Below are 19030 nucleotides of genomic sequence, written 5' to 3'. Positions count from 1 at the left end.
AAAATTCATCGCTATCTCTTGTTAAGAGTTGCTTTAAAATTCTTGTAACGCCCACTGGAGTCGACGACCCAATTTTGATCGGCGTTTGAAATGTCGAAATCACGGTGAAGAGTCGTGTTTCTAGTTTTGGAAAACTCATCCAACAGTTCGCCAACCAAGCGGTAGAGTTTTTCAGATCTATCTGTGGCTCGAGTAACGAGTTGTGCGGGCTGAATTTGCGAGCCGTTTTCATCAGTGAACGTGTTCGCAAAATCTAGGCACAGCACCGCGTCAACGAATTCAAGTCCGTTCGCCATCTTTCTGTCAGCCGCGCCAATAAGCGCTAACACAGACAAATTGGTTGGTATTAGATTTTCGATCATAACCAAGCCTAGAGCGTCAGGTTTTCCCAATGCATTCTTCGTTTCCTTAATCTGCTGGTTAGCCTTGCTAAGAACTGAATTTATCCTTCTGTAAAAATCTCGTTCGGAATTCGGTCCAGATGCTATGCCTTTGTTGGCAATCTTTTCGACTCTATTAACAACATCGAAATTCTCTATCTCTTTAAATTCGCATACGGTCGAATCTTCAAACAATAAAAAATCTGATTTCTTGACCCCGGCTGTAAAGAAAGCCCGGAATTTTTCGTCATCCAAGCTCACGGATTTTTGGTAACCGTTCAAGAAGTCGAGCATCATGATTGGATCGCTAACTAGTAGTAGACGACAAAAGTGTCCAATAAAAACGGGACTGCCCAACATCCTGGAACACCGGACAGCCGAATCGATTGTCCTGCAAGGGATTCAGCAAACCTTCCGTTTACTGGCCCCACTAAAAATCCGTGAAACCGGACAGCCTCAAAGTTACCGTCGGCACACCCACACCGCAACCAAAAGTTGCCAATAGCATATCCCAAGCAACTGAGTCACCCCCTCCAAACCGGTGCGATCACCTTCGCCATGCCGCCGGGTTTTCATCCCCTTCCACCCCCGCCGAGCAGCGCAAGGCGGGCGGGGGGGGTCGGCGAGGACTGTCTGAGCCCCCGCAGGGGGCGAGTTCCGCAGCCGCCCCGACCGACTGAGCAGCGCAGGGAAGCCCGCAGGGCCGGGGTTGAGGGTCGCCTTCTTGTTGGTTACTTATTCTTGGCGAGACAAGAATAAGTAACCCGCGCGTCAGGCGCGGAACACAGCCGCAAAATCAACAACCCACGCCCGAAGCACCACCCCAGCACAGCAACCAAAAACAAAGGGCGGTTGCAACCGCCCTTTAACCTTACTCCCCCGCCTTCATAAACCGCGCCGCAAACACCGGCGCCGACGGCTGTTCCGTGTATTGCGCCTCCCGGCGTAGCCACAGGGTGAAAGTGGTGTGCTCCCCCGGTGCGCTCTCCACCGAGATGCGCCCGCCGTAGCGCTGGATGATGGCGTAGGAGATGGACAGCCCCAGCCCCGTGCCCTCCTGCTTCTTGGTGGTGAAGAAAGGATCGAAGATGCGGTCCAGGTCGGCCGGGGCGATGCCGTGGCCCGTGTCCCGCACCCGCAGCAGGGCGCCGGGGAAGGAGGCTTCGCCGGGGATGGCGTCGTCGGGGCCGATGTCCCGGCTTTCCACGCTCAGGGTGCCGCCCTGGGGCATGGCCTGCATGGCGTTCATCATCAGGTTGATCAGCACCTGCTGCAGTTCGCCCCGGTTCATTTCCACATTGCAGCCGGCCTCGAGCCGGGTCTCCACCTTGACCCCGGCCTTGTTCAGATTGTGCCGGGTCAGCACCAGGCAGTCGGCCACCACGCCGTTCACGTCCGTGGCTTCGGCATAGCCGGCGAAGTCACCGGGGCGGGCGAATTGCAGCAGGCGGGTGACGATGGCGCGGATGCGCTGGGTCTGTTCGTCGATCAGGCGGATCTCGCCCCGCACCGGCTCGGCCTGCTCCCCCAGCACGTCCCGCAGCAGTTCCAGGTTGCCCTGGATCACGGCCACCGGGTTGTTGATCTCATGGGCGACGCCGGCGGTGAGTTCGCCGATGGCGGTGAGCTTTTCGTTCATCACCAGCTGCTGCTGGGCCCGGCGCAGGGTGGCGTTGGCCTCTTCCAGGGCGGCGGTGCGCTCGGCCACCTTGCGGTCCAGTTCGTCGGCGGAACGCTGCAGTTCCAGGCGGCGGGCGGAGAGGGAATCGAGCAGGTGGTCGAAGGCCCGGGAGAGGCGGCCCAGTTCGTCCTTGCTGGCGCTGGGGCCGACCCGGGCGGTCTCTTCGCCGGCTTCGATGCGGGCCATGACCCGGTTCATGCGCTCGATGGGGCGGAAGATGGTCTGGGCCCAGCGCAGGGCGGCCAGGGTGCCCAGGCCGGAAACCAGCAGGAAGAGCAGGAAGAGACCGGCCAGGGCGCCGTGCAGGGCGGTCTGCAGGGGGGCTTCGAGAAAGCCCACGTAGAGCATGCCGACCCGCTCGCCGCGCAGGTTGAGCAGGGGCTCGTAGCCGGAGACGTAGGTGTCGTCCACCACGAAGGCGGAGCCGAGCCACACTTCGCCCCGGCCCAGCACCTTGTCGCGTACGGCCTGGGAGACCCGGGTGCCGAGGGCGCGCCGGCCTTCGAAGAGGCGCACGTTGGTGGCGATGCGGGTGTCGCCGAGGAACAGGGTGGCGGTGCCCTGGCTGCCCAGGGGCAGGGAGGCCTGCTGATAGACGATGGTGTTGATGCGGTCCACGATGCCCAGGTTGCCGTTGAGCAGGACGCCCCCTTCCAGCACCCCCAGCATCTGGCCCTCGCTGCCCAGCACCGGCACCGCGGCCTGGATCACCAGGCCCCGGTCTTCGGCCCGGCGCGGGTCGGGGGAGGCATTGCGGGTGGGCAGCAGGTCCAGGTGGGCCCGCTGGCGCAGGGCGGGCGCCAGTTCGTCGAGCTGCTCCGGGGCGAACACTTCCAGGCCGTGCTGGCCCCGCCCCTGCAGGGCGGACTGGACCACGTCCCAGGCGCTGCGGTCCACCGGGCCGCGGCCGCCGGCCCGCACCCGGCCGCGGGAATCGAGCAGCACCAGATAGTCCAGGCCCTGGGCCAGGGCCGCTTCCTGCAGCAGCAGGTCCATGTCGTCGGGAGCGCCCCGCTGCAGGGCCTGCAGCAGGCGGTGGGAGGAGGAGAAGCCTTCCAGGTTGAGGCTGACGCCGCTCTGCACCCGGTCGAAGAACTGGCGGGCGGTGACCAGGTCGGAGCTGACCTTGTTCACCAGCAGCTGGTTGTAGCCCTGGGTGCCCCATATCCAGACGATGAGCAGCAGCACCGGCACCCCCAGCAGCAGGGGCGCCAGCACCAGGGCCAGCAGCTTGAGCCGCACCGAGCCGGCGAAGGAGGCCTGCAATTCTTCCAGGCGCCGGCCGGGATGGCGCAGCCAGGCGCCCAGGCGGCCGCTCATACCCCCCACTCGGCGCACTTGCGGTCCAGGGTCTTGCGGGAGACGCCCAGGAGGTCCGCCGCCCGGGCCTTGCTGCCGTTGCTCTGGGCCAGCACCGCCAGGATGTGGCGCTTTTCCACCTCGGCCAGAAGCAGGGAGGGGGGCGCTGCCGCCGGCTCCATGGCGGCGCCGTCGCTACCCAGGGAGTCCAGGGGGAATTCACCGAAGAGCAGGGAGCGCTCGACGAAGTTGCGCAACTCCCGCACGTTGCCGGGCCAGGCGTAGGCCGAGAGGGCGTGGGCCACCTCGGGGGTGATGAGCAGGGGCGCCACGCCGAGCTGGACGCACAGGTTGTCCATGAACAGGGCCGCCAGCTCGGGCACGTCCTCGGCGCGCTGGCGCAGGGGCGGTACTGTGAGGGTCATCACTTCCAGGCGGTAGAAAAGGTCCTGGCGGAAGCGGCACTGGGCCACCTCCTGCTTCAGGTCCCGGTTGGTGGCGGCCACCACCCGCACATCCACCGGCACCTCGTGCTCGGTACCGACGGGGCGGATCTTGCGTTCCTCCAGCACCCGCAGCAGCTTGGACTGCAGGGCCAGGGGGAACTCGCCGATTTCGTCGAGGAACAGGGTGCCGCCGTGGGCGTAGTAGAAGAGGCCGTTGCGGGCCTCCTTGGCGCCGGTGAAGGCGCCCTTCACGTGGCCGAAGAGTTCGGATTCGATGAGGTCGGCGGAAATGGCGGCGCAGTTCACCGCGACGAAGGGCCGGGAGGCCCGGGGCGAGAGCTGGTGCAGGGCCCGGGCCACCAGTTCCTTGCCGACGCCGGATTCGCCCTGGATCAGCACCGTCGAGGGGGTCGGCGCCACCCGCCGCACCAGGGCCCGCAGGCGGGCGATGCTGTCGGAGTGGCCGACGATCTCGTCCCGGGCGCCGCCCCGCTCTTCCAGCTGGCGGCGCAGGACGAAGTTCTCCCGGGCCAGGCGGGCCCGCTCGAAGCAGCGGTTGATGGAATTGACGATCTGGTCCACGCGGAAAGGCTTGAGGACGAAGTCGGAGGCGCCGGCGCGCAGGGCGTCGATGGCCGTTTCCATGTCGGCGAAGGCAGTGATGAGGATGACGTCGCCGGCGAAACCGGCGGCCTTCAGGTCCTTCAGCCATTCCAGGCCGGATTTTCCGGGCAGGGCGATGTCCAGGATGATCAGGTCGAAGTGGCGCCCGGCCAGCTGGGCCGCCCCCTCCTCGGCGCTGGCCGCCGCCTCCACCTGCCAACCGCGCAGGGCCAGGGTGCGGGAGAGGAAGCTGCGCATGCCCTCCTCGTCGTCCACCACCAGCACCGTCGGTTCGGCGGGGCGGTCGGCGGGATCGGGGGATTCGGACCCGGGGGTTTCGGGAATGAAGGCCATGGCGAAGAAGGGAATGGGCGCGGAAAGGGCCAATTATAAGCCCCGCCGGCGCCCCGCCCGGCCCTCAGGGACGCAGTTCCACCAGGGTCAGGTCGTCGCGGAACTGGTCGCTGCCGTGGTAGCGGGCCGCCGCCAGCCAGATGCCCTGCACCGAGCGGCGCGGCCCCGGCTCCGCCAGGAGGGCGAAGATGGCCTCCTCGCCGAAGGCCTTGCCGTTCTCGTCCTCGCACTCGCAAAAGCCATCGGTGAACAGGTAGAAGCGGTCCCGGGGATGGAACACCAGTTCCGTCGGCGCTTCCGTCTCCCCCAGGTTGGGCTGCAGGCCGAGGGGATAGTAGGCCGAGCCCACCAGGGTCAGCTTGCCCCGGCCGCTGCGGTTGAAGCAGCCGGGCATGCCGCCGTTCCACACCCGCAGCCGGTCCCGGGCGGCATTCACCTCCACCAGGGCGAAGGCCATGAACATCTGCAGCGGCAGGCGCTGAAACATGACCCGGTTGAGTTCGATCAGCAGGGCCTCGGCATCGCCGTTCTCCGCCGCCTGGGAATAGAAGACGTGGCCCAGCAGGGGCGCCACCACGGCGGAGGCGGGGCCGTGGCCGGAGATGTCGCCCACCAGCACCCACTGGCGCCGGTCCGGGGTCATGGCGGAGAGCAGCATGTCGCCGTTGCTGCGGTCCACCGAGGAAAGGACGTAGCGCAGCTTGTGGGGATCGAAGGTCTCGGTCTCCCGCAGCCGGGTGAGGATGTCCTCGGCCAGGCAGCGCTCGTGCATCAGCCACTGGTTCTGCTCCGCCAGCTGGCGCCGTGCCTCGGCCAGGGCCACATGGCTGCGGATGCGGGCGCGCACGATGGAGGGGCTGACCGGGCGGCCGATGAAATCCACGGCCCCCAGGGCCAGGCCCCGGACCTCGTCGCGGATGGCGGTCATGGCGGTGACGAAGACCACGGGAATGGCGGCGGTGGCCGGATCGGACTTGAGCCGGTCCAGCACCTCGTAGCCGTCCATGCCCGGCATCATGACGTCGAGCAGGATCAGGTCCGGCGGCGGCTCGTCCACGGCGCAGGCCAGGGCTTCCGGACCGTTGTAGGCGAAGCGCAGGTCGTATTCGAACTGCAGGCAGTCGGCCAGCACTTCGACGTTTTCCCGGGCGTCGTCCACGATGAGGACGATGGGGCGCCGGGGCGTCCGCCACGGACACCCGCTGCCGGCGGGCAGCCCGGGGCTGCCCTGGTCGGACGCATGGGACACGGAAGCCCTCCAGCCACTCCGGATCGGAACGGTCGCCGGCGGGCCGGAGCCCGCCATGGCGGCGTCAGACCAGCTTGAGCACCTTGTGCAGATTGACCAGCTTGAGGACTTTCTTGACGTCGCTGCTGCAGTTATGCAGCTCCAGGGACTTGCCTTCCCGGGTGACGCGGTCGTTGATGACCATGAGGGCGCCGATGCCCGAACTGTCGATGTAGGTCAGCTTGCCGCAGTCGAGGATGACCCGGCTGGCTTCCGGCATGGCGATCAGGCTGTTGCAGCGGCTGTGGAAATTGACGGTGTTGGAGTAATCCAGGCGGCCCTCCAGGACCAGGGAACACTCGCCATCCTGCTGGCGGATTTCAGCTTGGTTGTCCATTTCTTATCCCTCTGAAACTCCCGGGAGGCAGGCGGGGCCGGCCTCCGGGCAAGATTGAGCCACTCACCCGACCCAGTGCCTCCCTGGAAATGTCTCTCAGCGTTATATGGCGCGGGCCGGAGGATCATTAGGCTACCGCCGGCAGGCGCCCGTCAAGCCCCTGCCATCAACGTACGGCAAACCGCTTTTCCATCTCCGCCGCCATGGCGTTGAACTGCTCGGCCAGCTCGTGCTGCAGCAGGGACGGCCCCAGCAGGGAGGGCAGCCAGAAGTCGGGAACCATCGCCACCCGGTAGGAAAAACGGGTGCCGCCGTCCAGGGGCGCCAGCACCATGTCGCTCTCGAATTGCCTGGTATTACCGGCCAGGCCGCGTGCCTGGATGCGCCGCCGGGGCGTCAGGGTGATCTCCCGCAGGGACTCGAAGGCGAAGGAGAAAATACCGAAGCGGGCCCTCCCCTTCTGCTCCACCTGCAGTACCTGGCCCTGGCGGGAAAGCACCCGGCTGCTGCTGAGATTGGTGAGGATGGCGGTCATGTTGTCGAAGTCCGTCAACACTTCCCAGGCGACGGACGGCGGCACCGGCACGACGAACTGCGCCTCCACCGTCCACGTCTCGCCCTGGCGGCGCACCTGAATCTCATCTTCGTCGATGCGGGCGGGGGCATTGGCGCCGGCGAGGACCAGGCCGGGGGCCAGCGGCAGCAGGAAGAGGGCACACAGAAGGAGGCGGCGGCAGGAATCCATGGCCCATTCTTGCGCCGGGCCCTGACCCGGGTCTGACCGGGCCGTGTAAAAGAATGTTCAGAGGGAGAGCACGGCGGGGAGGAAGACCTCGTTCACCAGGAGCCCCTTGGCGCCGCGGCCGAAGCGGGAGCGGCGGGCCCACAGCCAGCCGGGCTGGGGGCCGAGGGCGGCCTCGGCGCTGCGGTAGAGGCGGTGGCGCCGGTCCAGGGCGCGGAATTCGAGGCGGCCCCGGGCGATGCGCGGGTCGGAGAAGAGCAGGCTGCCCAGAGAACGCTGGCCCAGGGCAAAAAAACGCTGATCGAAGGGATGGCGCGGCGCCAAGGGCATGACGGTGTGGGCAAAGACCACCGGCACCTCGTCCGCCAGCAGCAGCACTTCCCGCATCCAGACCCGGGTGCCGGCGGGCAAGCCGAGGCAGGCCGCCTCTTCGCTGCCGATGGGGGCCAGGCACTGGCGCAGGCATTGCACGCGGAAACGGTCGCAGCGGGCGCGGATGCGGGCGGTGAGGGAACCCCGTTCCTCCAGCCAGGGACGCAGGGCCGGGGCCGGGGCCCGGCCGCGTTGCAGCAGGGCCGGGCGCCAGGCGGCGCGGGCCGGGATCATCGCGGCGCGGGAGCGCGCTCGATGCCGCCCAGGGTCAGGCCGGCCTTGAGGCCCCGCTGGGCGAACCAGCCCTGGTTCATCTCCAGGGCGAAGCGGGCGTCCTTGTCGGCGCAGTGGCTGTTCTCGGTCTGGGGCTGCATGTCGCGGATGTTGATGATGCGGCCCTGTTCATCGAGGAAGGCGACGGAAAGGGGCAGCAGGGTGTTCTTCATCCACATGCAGTGGCGGGCCGGGAAGGGGAAGACGAACAGCATGCCCTGGTTGGCCGCCATGCTGCGGCGGTTCATCAGGCCCTGCTGGCGGTCCGGATCGGTGTAGGCCACTTCGGCCTCGATGCGGTGGAAGCCGGCGGTCAGTTCCAGGCGGCCCATCTCGGCCAGGGCGCTGCCGCACCAGGCAGCGGCTGCCAGGGCCAGGGCGGCGCCCAGGGAGCGGGAAAGGGTGGTGGTATGCATGGGGCGGAATTATAGGCCAGCCGGCAGCGGCTGCCCTATTTTGCGCAGCGCCGGGCCGGGCAGGCCGCAAGCCTGCCGGACCGGCCGCGGCGGCTTAGTGGTGGAGCTTGGCGTGGTGCTTGGCGGCCTTGGCAGGCTTGACGTGCTTGGCATGGCTCGCCTTCTTGGCATGGTGGCCGTGGGTGGCGGCTTCAGCGACGCCGGTGCCGAGGGCGAAGGCCAGGGTCAGGGCGAGCAGTAGGGCTTTTTTCATTTGCAACTCCGTCAGGGGATGGGGTTCGGCCGGGAGCGCCGTCCGGCGCCAGGTCGGCAAAACCGCCCTGCAGCAGACGCCACTCTCCCGGGGCCAGGCCTTCCACGGAAGCCCGGCCGATGGCGGCCCGGATGAGCCGGAGCGTAGGGTAGCCCACGCTGGCTGTCATCCGCCTGACCTGGCGGTTCTTGCCCTCACGGATTTTCAGTTCGATCCAGCTGGTGGGGATGGCGGCCCGGTAGCGGATGGGCGGCTCCCGCAGCCACAATCCATGCGGTTCTTCCATGAGCCTGGCCTGGGCCGGCCGGGTGACGCCATCCTTCAGGGCAACCCCCTGGCGAAGGGCTTGCAGCGCGGCTTCCGTCGGCACGCCCTCCACCTGCACCCAGTAGGTCTTTTCCAGCTTGTAGCGGGGATCGGCGATGCGGGCCTGCAGGACGCCGTCGTCGGTGAGCAGGAGCAGGCCTTCGCTGTCCGCATCGAGGCGGCCGGCGGGATAGACGCCGGGCATTTCCAGGTAGTCCTTGAGGCCCTGCCAGCGGCCTTCGGGGGTGAATTGGGAGAGGACGCCGTAGGGCTTGTTGAAAAGGAGGATGCGGGCCATCTCAGGCGTTTTCCCCGCCGGCGGCATAGAGGCGGCTAAAGCGCAGTTCTTCCGGATAGGGGAAGAAGTCCTCCACCCGCCCCTGGCGGATCTGCTCCTGGGCCGCCTGCCAGAATTCGGGCTGCAGCAGGTCCCGGTGGTGCTTGAGGAAGGCCTGGCGCACCGGCCGGGAGCCGAGCAGGAAGGTGGCGAACTCTTCCGGGAAGACGTCGTTGCGGGCCACGGAATACCAGGGCTCGCCGGACATTTCCAGTTCTGGATAGGGGGCTTCCGGGATGGCCCGGAAATTCATGTCGGTCATGTGTTCGATTTCGTCGTAGTCGTAGAAGACGATGCGGTTGTAGCGGGTGACGCCGAAGTTCTTCCACAGCATGTCGCCGGGGAAGATGTTGGCGATGGCCAGTTCCCGAATGGCGTTGCCGTAGTCCTTCACCGCCGCTTCCACCTTCTCTTCCGGGGCGTTGTCCAGATAGATGTTGAGGGGCGTCATGCGCCGCTCGATGTAGAGGTGCTTGATGATCAGGTCTTCCCCGTCCTCCTCCAGAAGGGAGGGCACCTGCTGCCGCAGTTCCTCCAGCAGGGCCGGATCGAAGCGGGAACGGGGCAGGGCCGCATAGGAGAACTCCAGGGTGTCGGCCATGCGCCCCACCCGGTCCACCTGCTTCACCAGCTGGTACTTGTATTTGACCGTGGCGTGGTCCACTTCCTTGGAGCTGCCGAAGACGTCCTTGATGATCTTGAAGACGTAGGGGAAGGAGGGCAGGGTGAACACCAGCATCACCAGGCCCCGGATGCCGGGGGCGACGATGAATTTGTCCTCCGAATGGCGCAGGTGGTAGATGAGGTCGCGGAAGAACATGGTCTTGCCCTGCTTGCCCAGCCCCAGCATGGTGTACAGCTCGGAGCGGGGCTTGCCGGGCATGATGGAGCGCAGGAACTGGACGTAGCCGGAGGGCACTTCCATATCCACCATGAAATAGGCCCGGGACAGGGAAAAGAGGATGGAGATGCGCCAGGCGTCGAGCAGGATCGTATCCAGATAGAGCTTGCCACCCGGGGTGTGCAGCACCGGGATGGCGAAGGGGTATTCCTGGTTGCCGTTGATGGCCTTGCCGATGATGTAGGCGCCCTTGTTGCGGTAGAAGGCGGAGTACAGCACCTGGATCTGGCAGTTGGCCTCCCGGGCCGGCAGTTCGCCTCCGAGATGGGTCCGGATGGTGCGGTAGAGGTAGTCCACGTCCCGCTCCAGGTCCTCGAAATCCCGCTGCCAGTCGAAGTCCAGGATGATCTGGCGCATGGTCTGGCCGAGGCCGCCCTCCCCCGGGTAGTAGCTGGAGTAGGTGGGCGGATTGGATTCGATGTTCTCCGTGGAGATGGCCGGCCGCACGAAGATGAAGTCGTTGTGGAAATAGGTGCGGTGCAGGATCTTGCAGCACACGGAGTTGAAGAAGGTCTCCGCCAGCTCCGGCTGCTTGTGATTGAGCAGGAGGCCGATGTAGAGCAGCTTCACCTGCTGCCAGGTGGCGTCGTCCAGGGCCTCGGCCCGGAATTCGTCGCGCAGGCGCTCGACGCACTCCTCCACCCGGTCGTCGTAGAAACGGATGCGATCCTTCACCGCCTTGTGCACCGCCAGCCAGTCGCCGGACTCGAAACGGAACTTGGCCTCCCGGCTGGTCTGGCGGAACAGCCGGTAATGCTTGTTGAAGCCGTCGATGAGGGCGATGGCGATGCGGTTGGCGGTGGCGGCGGTCGAAATGTCCATCGGCACGGGCGGGACGCGGAAGAAAGCGGAAATCTTAGCACCGGCCAGCCCCGCCCCCCGCGGAAATGGGGCCCGGATAGGCCCCATGAGGGGCCCTGGGGAGGGAAAGGCGGGCATCCATCCCCACGGCATTCATTGCACGGTACGCAATAAGATTGCACCGGGTGATATAATATATATAAGAGTTGTCCGCACCTTTAACTACGAACTATGTGAGGGATTAGCATGTCTGCTGGTAAGTCGAAGATCATTTACACGCTCACTGATGAGGCGCCCCTGCTGGCGACCTGTGCTTTTCTGCCGATCATCCGCACCTTCACCGGTCCGGCCGGCGTTGAAATCGCCGAAAGCGACATTTCCGTGGCCGCCCGTGTCCTGGCCGAATTCTCCGACTACCTGCGCGACGACCAGAAGGTTCCGGACAACTTGGCCGAACTGGGCCGCCTGACCCAGGACCCCGACACCAACATCATCAAGCTGCCCAACATCAGCGCCTCCGTGGCCCAGCTGGTGGCTTGCGTCAAGGAACTGCAGGCCAAGGGCTACGCCATCCCCGACTACCCGGAAAACCCCACCACGGACGAGGAAAAGGCCCTCAAGACCCGCTACGGCAAGTGCCTGGGCTCCGCCGTGAATCCGGTGCTGCGCGAAGGCAACTCCGACCGCCGCGCCCCGGCCGCCGTCAAGAACTACGCCAAGAAGCACCCCCACTCCATGGGTGAATGGAAGCCCTGGTCCCAGACCCACGTGGCCCACATGGACCACGGCGACTTCTACCACGGCGAAAAGTCCCTGACCCTGGACAAGGCCCGGGACGTGAAGATGGAGCTGGTCACCAAGAGCGGCAAGACCATCGTACTGAAGCCCAAGGTGGCCCTCAAGGACGGCGAGATCATCGACTCCATGTTCATGAGCAAGAAGGCCCTGTGCGACTTCTACGAGAAGGAACTGGAAGACTGCCGCCAGGCCGGCATCCTCTTCTCCCTGCACGTGAAGGCCACCATGATGAAGGTGTCCCACCCCATCGTCTTTGGCCACTGCGTCAAGATCTACTACAAGGAAGCCTTCGAGAAGCACGGCAAGCTGTTTGACGAGCTGGGTATCAACGTCAACAACGGCATGGCCACCCTCTACGAGAAGATCGACACCCTGCCCGAATCCAAGCGCGACGAGATCATCCGCGACCTGCACGCCTGCCAGGAGCACCGTCCCCGTCTGGCCATGGTGGACTCCGCCAAGGGCATCACCAACTTCCACTCCCCCAACGACATCATCGTGGACGCTTCCATGCCCGCCATGATCCGCGGCGGCGGCAAGATGTGGGGTGCCGACGGCAAGCCTTACGACTGCAAGGCCGTGATGCCCGAATCCACCTTCGCCCGCATCTACCAGGAGATGATCAACTTCTGTAAGTGGCACGGCAACTTCGATCCCAAGACCATGGGCACCGTGCCGAACGTCGGCCTGATGGCCCAGAAGGCCGAGGAATACGGCTCCCACGACAAGACCTTCGAAATCGCCGAAGCCGGCATCGCCAACATTGTGGACCTGGCCACCGGCGAAGTGCTGCTGTCCCAGAACGTGGAAGAAGGCGACATCTGGCGCATGTGCCAGGTGAAGGACGAGCCGATCCGCGACTGGGTCAAGCTGGCCGTCACCCGCGCCCGCAACTCCGGCATGCCCGCCGTCTTCTGGCTGGACCCCTACCGTCCCCACGAGGCCGAGCTGATCAAGAAGGTGGAGAAGTACCTCAAGGATCACGACACCAGCGGCCTGGAAATCCACATCATGTCCCAGGTGCGCGCCATGCGCTTCACCCTGGAACGGGTCGCCCGCGGCCTGGATACCATCTCCGTCACCGGCAACATCCTGCGCGACTACCTGACCGACCTGTTCCCCATCATGGAACTGGGTACCTCTGCCAAGATGCTCTCCATCGTTCCCCTGATGGCTGGTGGCGGCATGTACGAAACCGGTGCCGGCGGCTCCGCGCCCAAGCACGTGCAGCAGCTGGTGGAAGAAAACCACCTGCGCTGGGATTCCCTGGGCGAGTTCCTGGCCCTGGCCGTGTCCCTGGAAGAGCTGGGCATCAAGACCGGCAACGCCAAGGCCAAGCTGCTGGCCAAGACCCTGGATGAGGCCACCGGCAAGCTGCTGGACGAGAACAAGTCCCCCTCCCGCCGTACCGGCGAGCTGGACAACCGGGGCAGCCAGTTCTATCTGGCCCTGTACTGGGCCCAGGCCCTGGCCGCCCAGTCCGAGGACAAGGACCTGGCCGCCAAGTTCGCTCCCCTGGCCAAGTCCCTGGCCGAAAACGAGCAGAAGATCGTGGACGAGCTGAAGGCGGTCCAGGGCAAGCCCGTGGATATCGGCGGCTACTACCTGGCCGACCAGGCCAAGGTGACCGCCGTGATGCGTCCCAGCGCCACCCTCAACAGCCTGCTGCAGGCCGCCAGCGCCGCCTGATCGGCACCCGCCCGGCCCACGGCCCGGTCCAGCCCCCGTCCCCGGGGGTGGCCGGGCCGTTTTTCTTGTGTCGGCACCGGCCTTGCCACCTGCCGGACGCTCCCTCCCGTTCCGCCCCTCTTCCGCCCCCTTCTCTGCTCCTCTCCCCGCCAGCTTCCCGGTGGACAACACCCGATTGCCGCCGTTGCCAGCCCCCTGTCCCGGCCCTGGATGGGCGTCTGTCCCCCCTCCCCGTTTTTCATACATAATGCCCCGGTGCCGGCCTGAGTTTCTCCTGGCCCACGGCCCTCGCCCGGCATGATCACGACGGGGTTTCAACGCAAAACCCTGCGCTCACATAACAACTCTCATCTCTCATGGAGCTAAGGAAATGAGTTCACACATCAAAGTCCCTCAGGGTGGCCAGAAAATCATCCCCGGCCAGCCGACCCCGAACCACCCCATCATCCCCTTCATCGAAGGTGACGGCATCGGCGTGGACATCACCCCGGTGATGATCAAGGTGGTGGATGCAGCCATGCAAAAGGCCTACGGCGGCCAGAAGAAAATCCACTGGATGGAGGTTTACGCCGGCGAGAAATCCACCCGGATCTACGGCGCCGACGAGTGGCTGCCCAAGGAAACCTTCGACGCCCTCAAGGAATACTCGGTCTCCATCAAGGGCCCCATGACCACCCCGGTGGGCGGCGGCATCCGCTCCCTCAACGTGGCCCTGCGCCAGGAGCTGGACCTCTACCAGTGCGTGCGCCCGGTGCAGTACTTCAAGGGCGTGCCCTCCCCCCTGAAGCAGCCCGAGCTGTGCAACATGGTGATCTTCCGCGAGAACACGGAGGACATCTACGCCGGCATCGAGTGGGCCCACGGCTCCGAGGCCTGCAAGAAGGTGATCAAGTTCCTGCAGGAGGAGATGGGGGTGAAGAAGATCCGCTTCCCCGAATCCTCCGGCATCGGCATCAAGCCCATCTCCGTCGAAGGCACCGAGCGCCTGGTGCGCGCCGCCATCAAGTACGCCATCGACAACGGCCGCAAGTCGGTGACCATCGTGCACAAGGGCAACATCATGAAGTTCACGGAAGGCAACTTCCGCGACACGGCCTATGCCCTGGCCAAGCGCGAGTTCGGCGGCGTCGACATCGACGGCGGTCCGTGGCAGAAACTGCCCAACGGCATCGTCATCAAGGACGCCATCGCCGACGCCTTCCTGCAACAGATCCTGCTGCGCCCGGCCGAGTACGACGTGATCGCCACCACCAACCTCAACGGCGACTACATCTCCGATGCCCTGGCGGCCCAGGTGGGCGGCATCGGCATCGCTCCCGGCGCCAACATCTCCGACCAGTACGCCTGTTTCGAGGCCACCCACGGCACGGCGCCCAAGTATGCCGGCAAGGACAAGGTGAACCCCGGTTCCCTGATCCTCTCCGCCGAGATGATGCTGCGCCACCTGGGCTGGAAGGAGGCGGCGGACCTCATCATCAAGTCCATGGAAGCGGCCATCGGCGACAAGGTGGTGACCTACGACTTCGCCCGGCTCATGGAAGGGGCGACGGAAGTGTCCTGCTCCGAGTTCGGCGAGGCCATGATCGCCCGCATGTAAGCCGCCGCTGCGGCCACAAAAAAAGCCCCGCCATGCGGGGCTTTTTCTTTCTGCCTGCCAGCCGGGACCGGCTGGAGAAGCGCGTCAGATCTCGCTGATGACGGCGCTCTCGGGCAGGCGGGACTTGGGCAGGCGGGCATTGAAGTCGTCCTCGCTGCGGTAGCCCAGGGCCACCATGACCCGGCTGCGCAGCCCCTTGGCCGTGAGGCCCAGGGCCTCGTCCACGGCCTCGGGGCTGAAACCCTCGATGGGGCAGGCATCGATGCCCAGGGCGCCGGCCCCCAGCAGCAGGGTACCCAGGGCCAGATAGACCTGGCGGTCCATCCAGGCGGCCTCGTCCTGCAGCTGCTGCTGGTGCAGGCCCACGTAGAAGGCCCGGCCCTTGGCCTGGGCGGCCTTGGCCTCGGCGTTGGCAAAGCGGCCGTCGGCCTCCTCCTGCGCCAGGATGGCCGCCAGATGGCCTTCATCCAGGCTCTCCCGGGCGCACAGCACCACCACCTGGGAAGCATTGCGCACCTTGGGCTCGTTGTAGGGGAAATCGGCGGTGAGGGTGGCGGCGATGCGGCCCTTGGCAGCGTCGCTGCCGGCGATGACGAAATGCCAGGGCTGGGAATTGACGGAGGACGGGGCGTTGCGCAGCAGGGTGCGCAGGGCCGCCAGATCGGCGGCGGCAATCTTGCGGCTGGGATCGAAGGCCTTGGTGGTGTAGCGCCGTGCGGCGACCTGGGCGATGTTCATGGAAGCTCCTGAGGATAGGGGAAGAAATTTGCCCGGGAGCATACCGCCGCCCGGGGCTGAAGCAAAGGCCGGGAATTCCCGGCCGGCCAACCTCTCGACTCGGGGCCGGCGCCGGCCGCCCCTCAGGCGCCCTTGCCCATCCGCGCCAGCACGTGGCGGGCCATGCCCTTGGCCAGTTCGTCCTCGCCCATGAAGACCGTGCCCAGGCTCTCCTGGCGCAGCAGGCCGGCCTCCTCCTCGGAGTGGGTGCGCAGCACCACTTCGATGGCCGGATTGAGGGTGCGGGCCATGTCCACGATCTTGCGCACGTCCAGGGTGTCGGGCGTGGCGATGACCAGCATGCCGGCCCGGGCGATATGGGCCTGGATCAGCACCGCCGGGTCCGAGGCATCGCCGGAGACGGCAGGCACTCCCCGCTCCCGCAGCTTCTCCACCACCTGGCGGTGCTGCTCGGCCACCACATAGGGAATCTTCTGGGCATCCAGGGCCTCGGCGATGCGCCGGCCGACCCGGCCGTAGCCCACCAGCACCACCTGGCCGGAGAGGAAATGCTCTTCCACCGTGGTCGGCAGGGCGGCCGTCGGGTCTTCCCGCATCTCCAGGCGCCGCGCCAGGGCGGAATGGGCCAGGGCCCATTTGCGGGCCGGACCGATGGCGGCAAAGACGACGGAGTTGAAGGCGATGGAAATCAGGGCCCCGGCCAGGATCAGGCTCTGCCCGGCCTTGGGCAGCAGGTCCAGGGCAACGCCCAGGCCGGCCAGGATGAAGGAGAACTCGCCGATCTGGGCCAGGCTGGCGCCGACCGTGAGGGCGGTGTTGAGGGGATAGCGGAAGGCCAGCACCAGCAGGATGGCGGCCACCGTCTTGCCGACGATGACGACGGCGGCCACCGCCAGCACCTTGCCCGGTTCCTGCAGCAGCACCTGGGGATCGAAGAGCATGCCGACGGAGACGAAGAACAGCACCGAGAAGGCGTCCCGCAGGGGCAGGGATTCCTCCGCCGCCCGGTGGGCGAAATCGGATTCGCGCATCATCATGCCGGCGAAGAAGGCGCCCAGAGCGAAGGAAACGCCGAAGAGCTTGGCCGAGCCGTAGGCCACGCCGACGGCGGCGGCAATGACGCAGAGGGTGAACAGCTCCCGGGAGCCGGTGCGGGCCACGGCCCACAGGATGCGCGGGAAGACCCGCCGCCCCACCACCAGCATAAGGGCGATGAAGGCTCCCACCTTGGCCAGGGTCACCGCCAGGGTGCCCCACAGGCTGCCGCCGGCGCCATGGGCATCGGCAGCGCTGCCGCCCAGCAGCTCGGCCAGGGGCGGCATCAGCACCAGCACCAGGACGCACACCAGGTCCTCCACCACCAGCCAGCCGACGGCGATGCGGCCATTCACCGAATCCAGGATGCCCCGGGTCTCCAGGGCCCGCAGCAGCACCACGGTGGAGGCGCAGGAGAGGGCCAGGCCGAAGACCAGGCCGCCGCCGAAGGACCAGCCCCAGTACATGGCCAGCACGGTGCCCAGGGCAGTGGCAACGGTGATCTGCACCACGGCGCCGGGAACGGCGATGCGGCGCACATTCATCAGGTCTTCCAGGGAGAAGTGCAGGCCGACGCCGAACATCAGCAGCATGACACCGATCTCGGCCAGCTGGCCGGCCAGCTCCACGTCGGCGACGAAGCCCGGGGTGGCCGGGCCCATGATGATGCCGGCAATGAGGTAGCCGACCAGGGGGGGAATCTTCAGGCGGGCAGCAATGAAGCCCAGGATCATGGCCAGGCCGAAGCCGGCGGCCACGGTGGTGATGAGGCTGATGTCGTGGGGCATGTTGCGGTCCTTGCGGGGAGTGTTAGCAGACTAGCGCCAAACAGGCGGCCACGCACTCCCCTCCCCTCGACATCCGCCGGGATCGGGCCGACACGCGCTGACCTTTCGCCCGGCGAAGCCCATTGTCCCATGAAGGGCGCAGTAGCTGGATCAGGGAAACGACGGACAAACGGACGACAGGCATCGCACCGGGGCCCCGGTGCGGTCAGGAAAAATCAGGGGGAAAAAAGCGGGGCGAGGCCCGCCGCTCAGAACAGGGGCGCCAGGGCCTTGTCCAGGTCTTCCAGCTTCATGCCGCCAAGCTTGCGGGCGACGATATGGCCCTGGCGGTCCAGGATCACCGTGTAGGGCAGGCCGGCCTTGTCGTTGCCCAGCTGGCGCATCAGATCCAGCCCCGGCTGCAGGCCGGAGACCAGCACCGGGTAATTCACCTCGTAGGCCGAAGCAAATTCCTTGACCGCCTCCTTGCCCTCTTCCACCGCCACGCCGACGATGGTCAGGCCCTTGGCCTTGTACTTGTTCTGGATGCTCACCAGATCAGGAATTTCCTTGCGGCAGGGGCCGCACCAGCGGGCCCAGAAATTCACCACCAGGGGCTTGCCCCGATAGCGCTCCAGATTCACCTTCTCGCCGGCGGTATCGGGAAAGCTGGCGGCGAAGAGCGGCGCCGCGGAGGCCTGCTCTTCGGCGACAGCCGCCAGGGGAGCGGAAAACAGCAGGGCGGAGGCCAGGGCGGCGAGGGAGGAACGCAAGGGCAGCATGGGCATCAGGGCAGGTCGGTTTTGCGGAAAGTCAGGAAGCCGGCCAGGGCCGCAGCGCTGCCCAGGAGGACCGGATAGGCCAAAGCATAAACCTTGTAACCGAGAACGCCAAAGGTATCCAGGATCACGTACGCGGAGGGCCCGAGGACGATCAACTGGGGATCGAAGAGGGCCAGGGCCGCGGTGCGGAACACCTGCAAGGGGTTGGCCAGGGCGATGCCGATCACCGTTTCCGGACTGACCTGGCCCTGGATCAGGACGCCGAGGAGGATCAGGTCGAGGAACACCAGCATCAGCAGCCAGACCATGAAGGCCGTGCCCTGGGCCACGTCGGTGCTGCGGGCCAGGGTGGAAATGAGCATGCCGATGCCGAGGAAGCACCAGGCCATGGCGGCCAGCAGGGCGGTGTAATAGACGAACATGCCCCAGGGCACTTCGATGCCCTTGATCAGGGCCCACAGCACGGCGCCCAGCATGGCGACGAAGACCGGCAGGAAGATGGTGACGTAGCGGCCCAGGAACTTGCCCCAGAACCAGGCCGCCAGGCCCACGGGCAGGGACAGCAGGTATTCGAAGACCCCCGCCTCCCGGTCGCCGGCGACGGAGCGCACAGTGGTGACGAGGACAAAGATGGGCAGGATGGCCATGGCCAGCTGGATGTAGGTCACCAGCAGGCGGGACAGGCCGATGAAGCCCAGGACCCGGGATTCGGTCAGGCCGAAGGCGAACAGCAGGGCCACGATGCCGCCGAAGACCAGGCTGTAGATGAGGAACCAGCGGGCCCGCAGGGATTCCACGATGTCGAGTTTGGCGGTGAGCCAGAGGGTTTTCATTG

17 protein-coding genes are annotated in these 19030 nt (G+C 66.0%); 2 read left to right on the top strand and 15 right to left on the bottom strand.

Translation table 11 applies throughout. The features are described from left to right. Positions 1–11: 11 nt before the first annotated feature. The 11 genes from ACLSSQ_RS05840 to aceK all read right to left on the bottom strand — a co-directional run bounded on the left by ACLSSQ_RS05840 (position 12) and on the right by aceK (position 10810). Complete coding sequence (locus ACLSSQ_RS05840) at positions 12–677, bottom strand: hypothetical protein (RefSeq protein WP_416244044.1); 666 nt, start codon at positions 675–677, stop codon at positions 12–14. 574 nt (positions 678–1251) lie between these two features. Then, positions 1252–3381 (bottom strand): cache domain-containing protein, encoded by a 2130-nt coding sequence (locus ACLSSQ_RS05835; protein WP_416244043.1) that lies wholly within the window; start codon positions 3379–3381, stop codon positions 1252–1254. Next, the gene (locus tag ACLSSQ_RS05830) at positions 3378–4763 is read right to left on the bottom strand and encodes a sigma-54-dependent transcriptional regulator (RefSeq protein WP_416244287.1); all 1386 of its coding nucleotides are present in this window, start codon (positions 4761–4763) and stop codon (positions 3378–3380) included. The genes ACLSSQ_RS05835 and ACLSSQ_RS05830 overlap by 4 nt, the downstream gene beginning before the upstream one ends. 64 nt (positions 4764–4827) lie before the next feature. Further along, positions 4828–6012, bottom strand: a complete 1185-nt coding sequence (locus tag ACLSSQ_RS05825; RefSeq protein ID WP_416244042.1) for a SpoIIE family protein phosphatase — start codon at positions 6010–6012, stop codon at positions 4828–4830. Between the two features lie 64 nt (positions 6013–6076). Beyond that, positions 6077–6388 (bottom strand): STAS domain-containing protein, encoded by a 312-nt coding sequence (locus ACLSSQ_RS05820; RefSeq protein WP_130458910.1) that lies wholly within the window; start codon positions 6386–6388, stop codon positions 6077–6079. Positions 6389–6554: 166 nt separating this feature from the next. Beyond that, positions 6555–7133: an SRPBCC family protein gene (locus ACLSSQ_RS05815; RefSeq protein WP_416244041.1), complete on the bottom strand. Its 579-nt coding sequence runs from the start codon at positions 7131–7133 to the stop codon at positions 6555–6557. A gap of 57 nt (positions 7134–7190) precedes the next feature. Next, the gene (locus ACLSSQ_RS05810; protein WP_130458912.1) at positions 7191–7736 is read right to left on the bottom strand and encodes a chorismate--pyruvate lyase family protein; all 546 of its coding nucleotides are present in this window, start codon (positions 7734–7736) and stop codon (positions 7191–7193) included. Continuing rightward, a complete protein-coding gene (locus ACLSSQ_RS05805; RefSeq protein WP_152089576.1) occupies positions 7733–8191 on the bottom strand; it encodes a DUF192 domain-containing protein in 459 nt (152 codons plus the stop codon). The genes ACLSSQ_RS05810 and ACLSSQ_RS05805 overlap by 4 nt, the downstream gene beginning before the upstream one ends. A gap of 94 nt (positions 8192–8285) precedes the next feature. Continuing rightward, entirely contained in the window at positions 8286–8444 is a 159-nt protein-coding gene (locus ACLSSQ_RS05800) for a hypothetical protein (protein WP_416244040.1), read from the bottom strand. Further along, on the bottom strand, positions 8383–9048 hold the full coding sequence (locus tag ACLSSQ_RS05795; RefSeq protein WP_014238304.1) for a pseudouridine synthase: 666 nt from the start codon (positions 9046–9048) through the stop codon (positions 8383–8385). Before ACLSSQ_RS05795 ends, ACLSSQ_RS05800 begins: the two co-directional genes overlap by 62 nt. A gap of 1 nt (position 9049) precedes the next feature. Next, positions 9050–10810 carry a bifunctional isocitrate dehydrogenase kinase/phosphatase gene (gene aceK, locus ACLSSQ_RS05790; RefSeq protein ID WP_416244039.1) on the bottom strand — a complete coding sequence of 587 codons (1761 nt, stop codon included), beginning with the start codon at positions 10808–10810 and terminating at the stop codon, positions 9050–9052. Positions 10811–11035: 225 nt separating this feature from the next. On the opposite strand from aceK, the gene ACLSSQ_RS05785 reads away from it, so the two are divergent. Together ACLSSQ_RS05785 and icd are read left to right on the top strand one after the other, a co-directional pair. After that, the gene (locus tag ACLSSQ_RS05785; protein ID WP_205231377.1) at positions 11036–13276 is read left to right on the top strand and encodes an NADP-dependent isocitrate dehydrogenase; all 2241 of its coding nucleotides are present in this window, start codon (positions 11036–11038) and stop codon (positions 13274–13276) included. 370 nt (positions 13277–13646) lie between these two features. Then, positions 13647–14873: an NADP-dependent isocitrate dehydrogenase gene (gene icd / locus ACLSSQ_RS05780; protein ID WP_416244038.1), complete on the top strand. Its 1227-nt coding sequence runs from the start codon at positions 13647–13649 to the stop codon at positions 14871–14873. Between the two features lie 84 nt (positions 14874–14957). On the opposite strand, the gene nfsB is transcribed toward icd, so the two are convergent. The 4 genes from nfsB to ACLSSQ_RS05760 all read right to left on the bottom strand — a co-directional run bounded on the left by nfsB (position 14958) and on the right by ACLSSQ_RS05760 (position 19028). Further along, positions 14958–15611, bottom strand: coding sequence for an oxygen-insensitive NAD(P)H nitroreductase (gene nfsB, locus ACLSSQ_RS05775; protein ID WP_416244037.1), 654 nt, complete (start codon positions 15609–15611; stop codon positions 14958–14960). A gap of 122 nt (positions 15612–15733) precedes the next feature. Further along, the gene (gene ybaL / locus ACLSSQ_RS05770; RefSeq protein WP_130458919.1) at positions 15734–17434 is read right to left on the bottom strand and encodes a YbaL family putative K(+) efflux transporter; all 1701 of its coding nucleotides are present in this window, start codon (positions 17432–17434) and stop codon (positions 15734–15736) included. 248 nt (positions 17435–17682) lie between these two features. Further along, entirely contained in the window at positions 17683–18201 is a 519-nt protein-coding gene (locus tag ACLSSQ_RS05765) for a TlpA family protein disulfide reductase (protein ID WP_416244036.1), read from the bottom strand. Next, entirely contained in the window at positions 18201–19028 is an 828-nt protein-coding gene (locus ACLSSQ_RS05760) for an ABC transporter permease (protein WP_014238311.1), read from the bottom strand. The genes ACLSSQ_RS05765 and ACLSSQ_RS05760 overlap by 1 nt, the downstream gene beginning before the upstream one ends. Positions 19029–19030: the final 2 nt, after the last annotated feature.

Origin of the sequence: Azospira sp. APE16, from assembly GCF_047901315.1 — a bacterium.
Taxonomy (GTDB): domain Bacteria; phylum Pseudomonadota; class Gammaproteobacteria; order Burkholderiales; family Rhodocyclaceae; genus Azospira; species Azospira oryzae.
The sequence above is the reverse complement of the archived record's forward strand: the minus strand, read 5'-3'. Positions and strand labels throughout refer to the sequence as shown.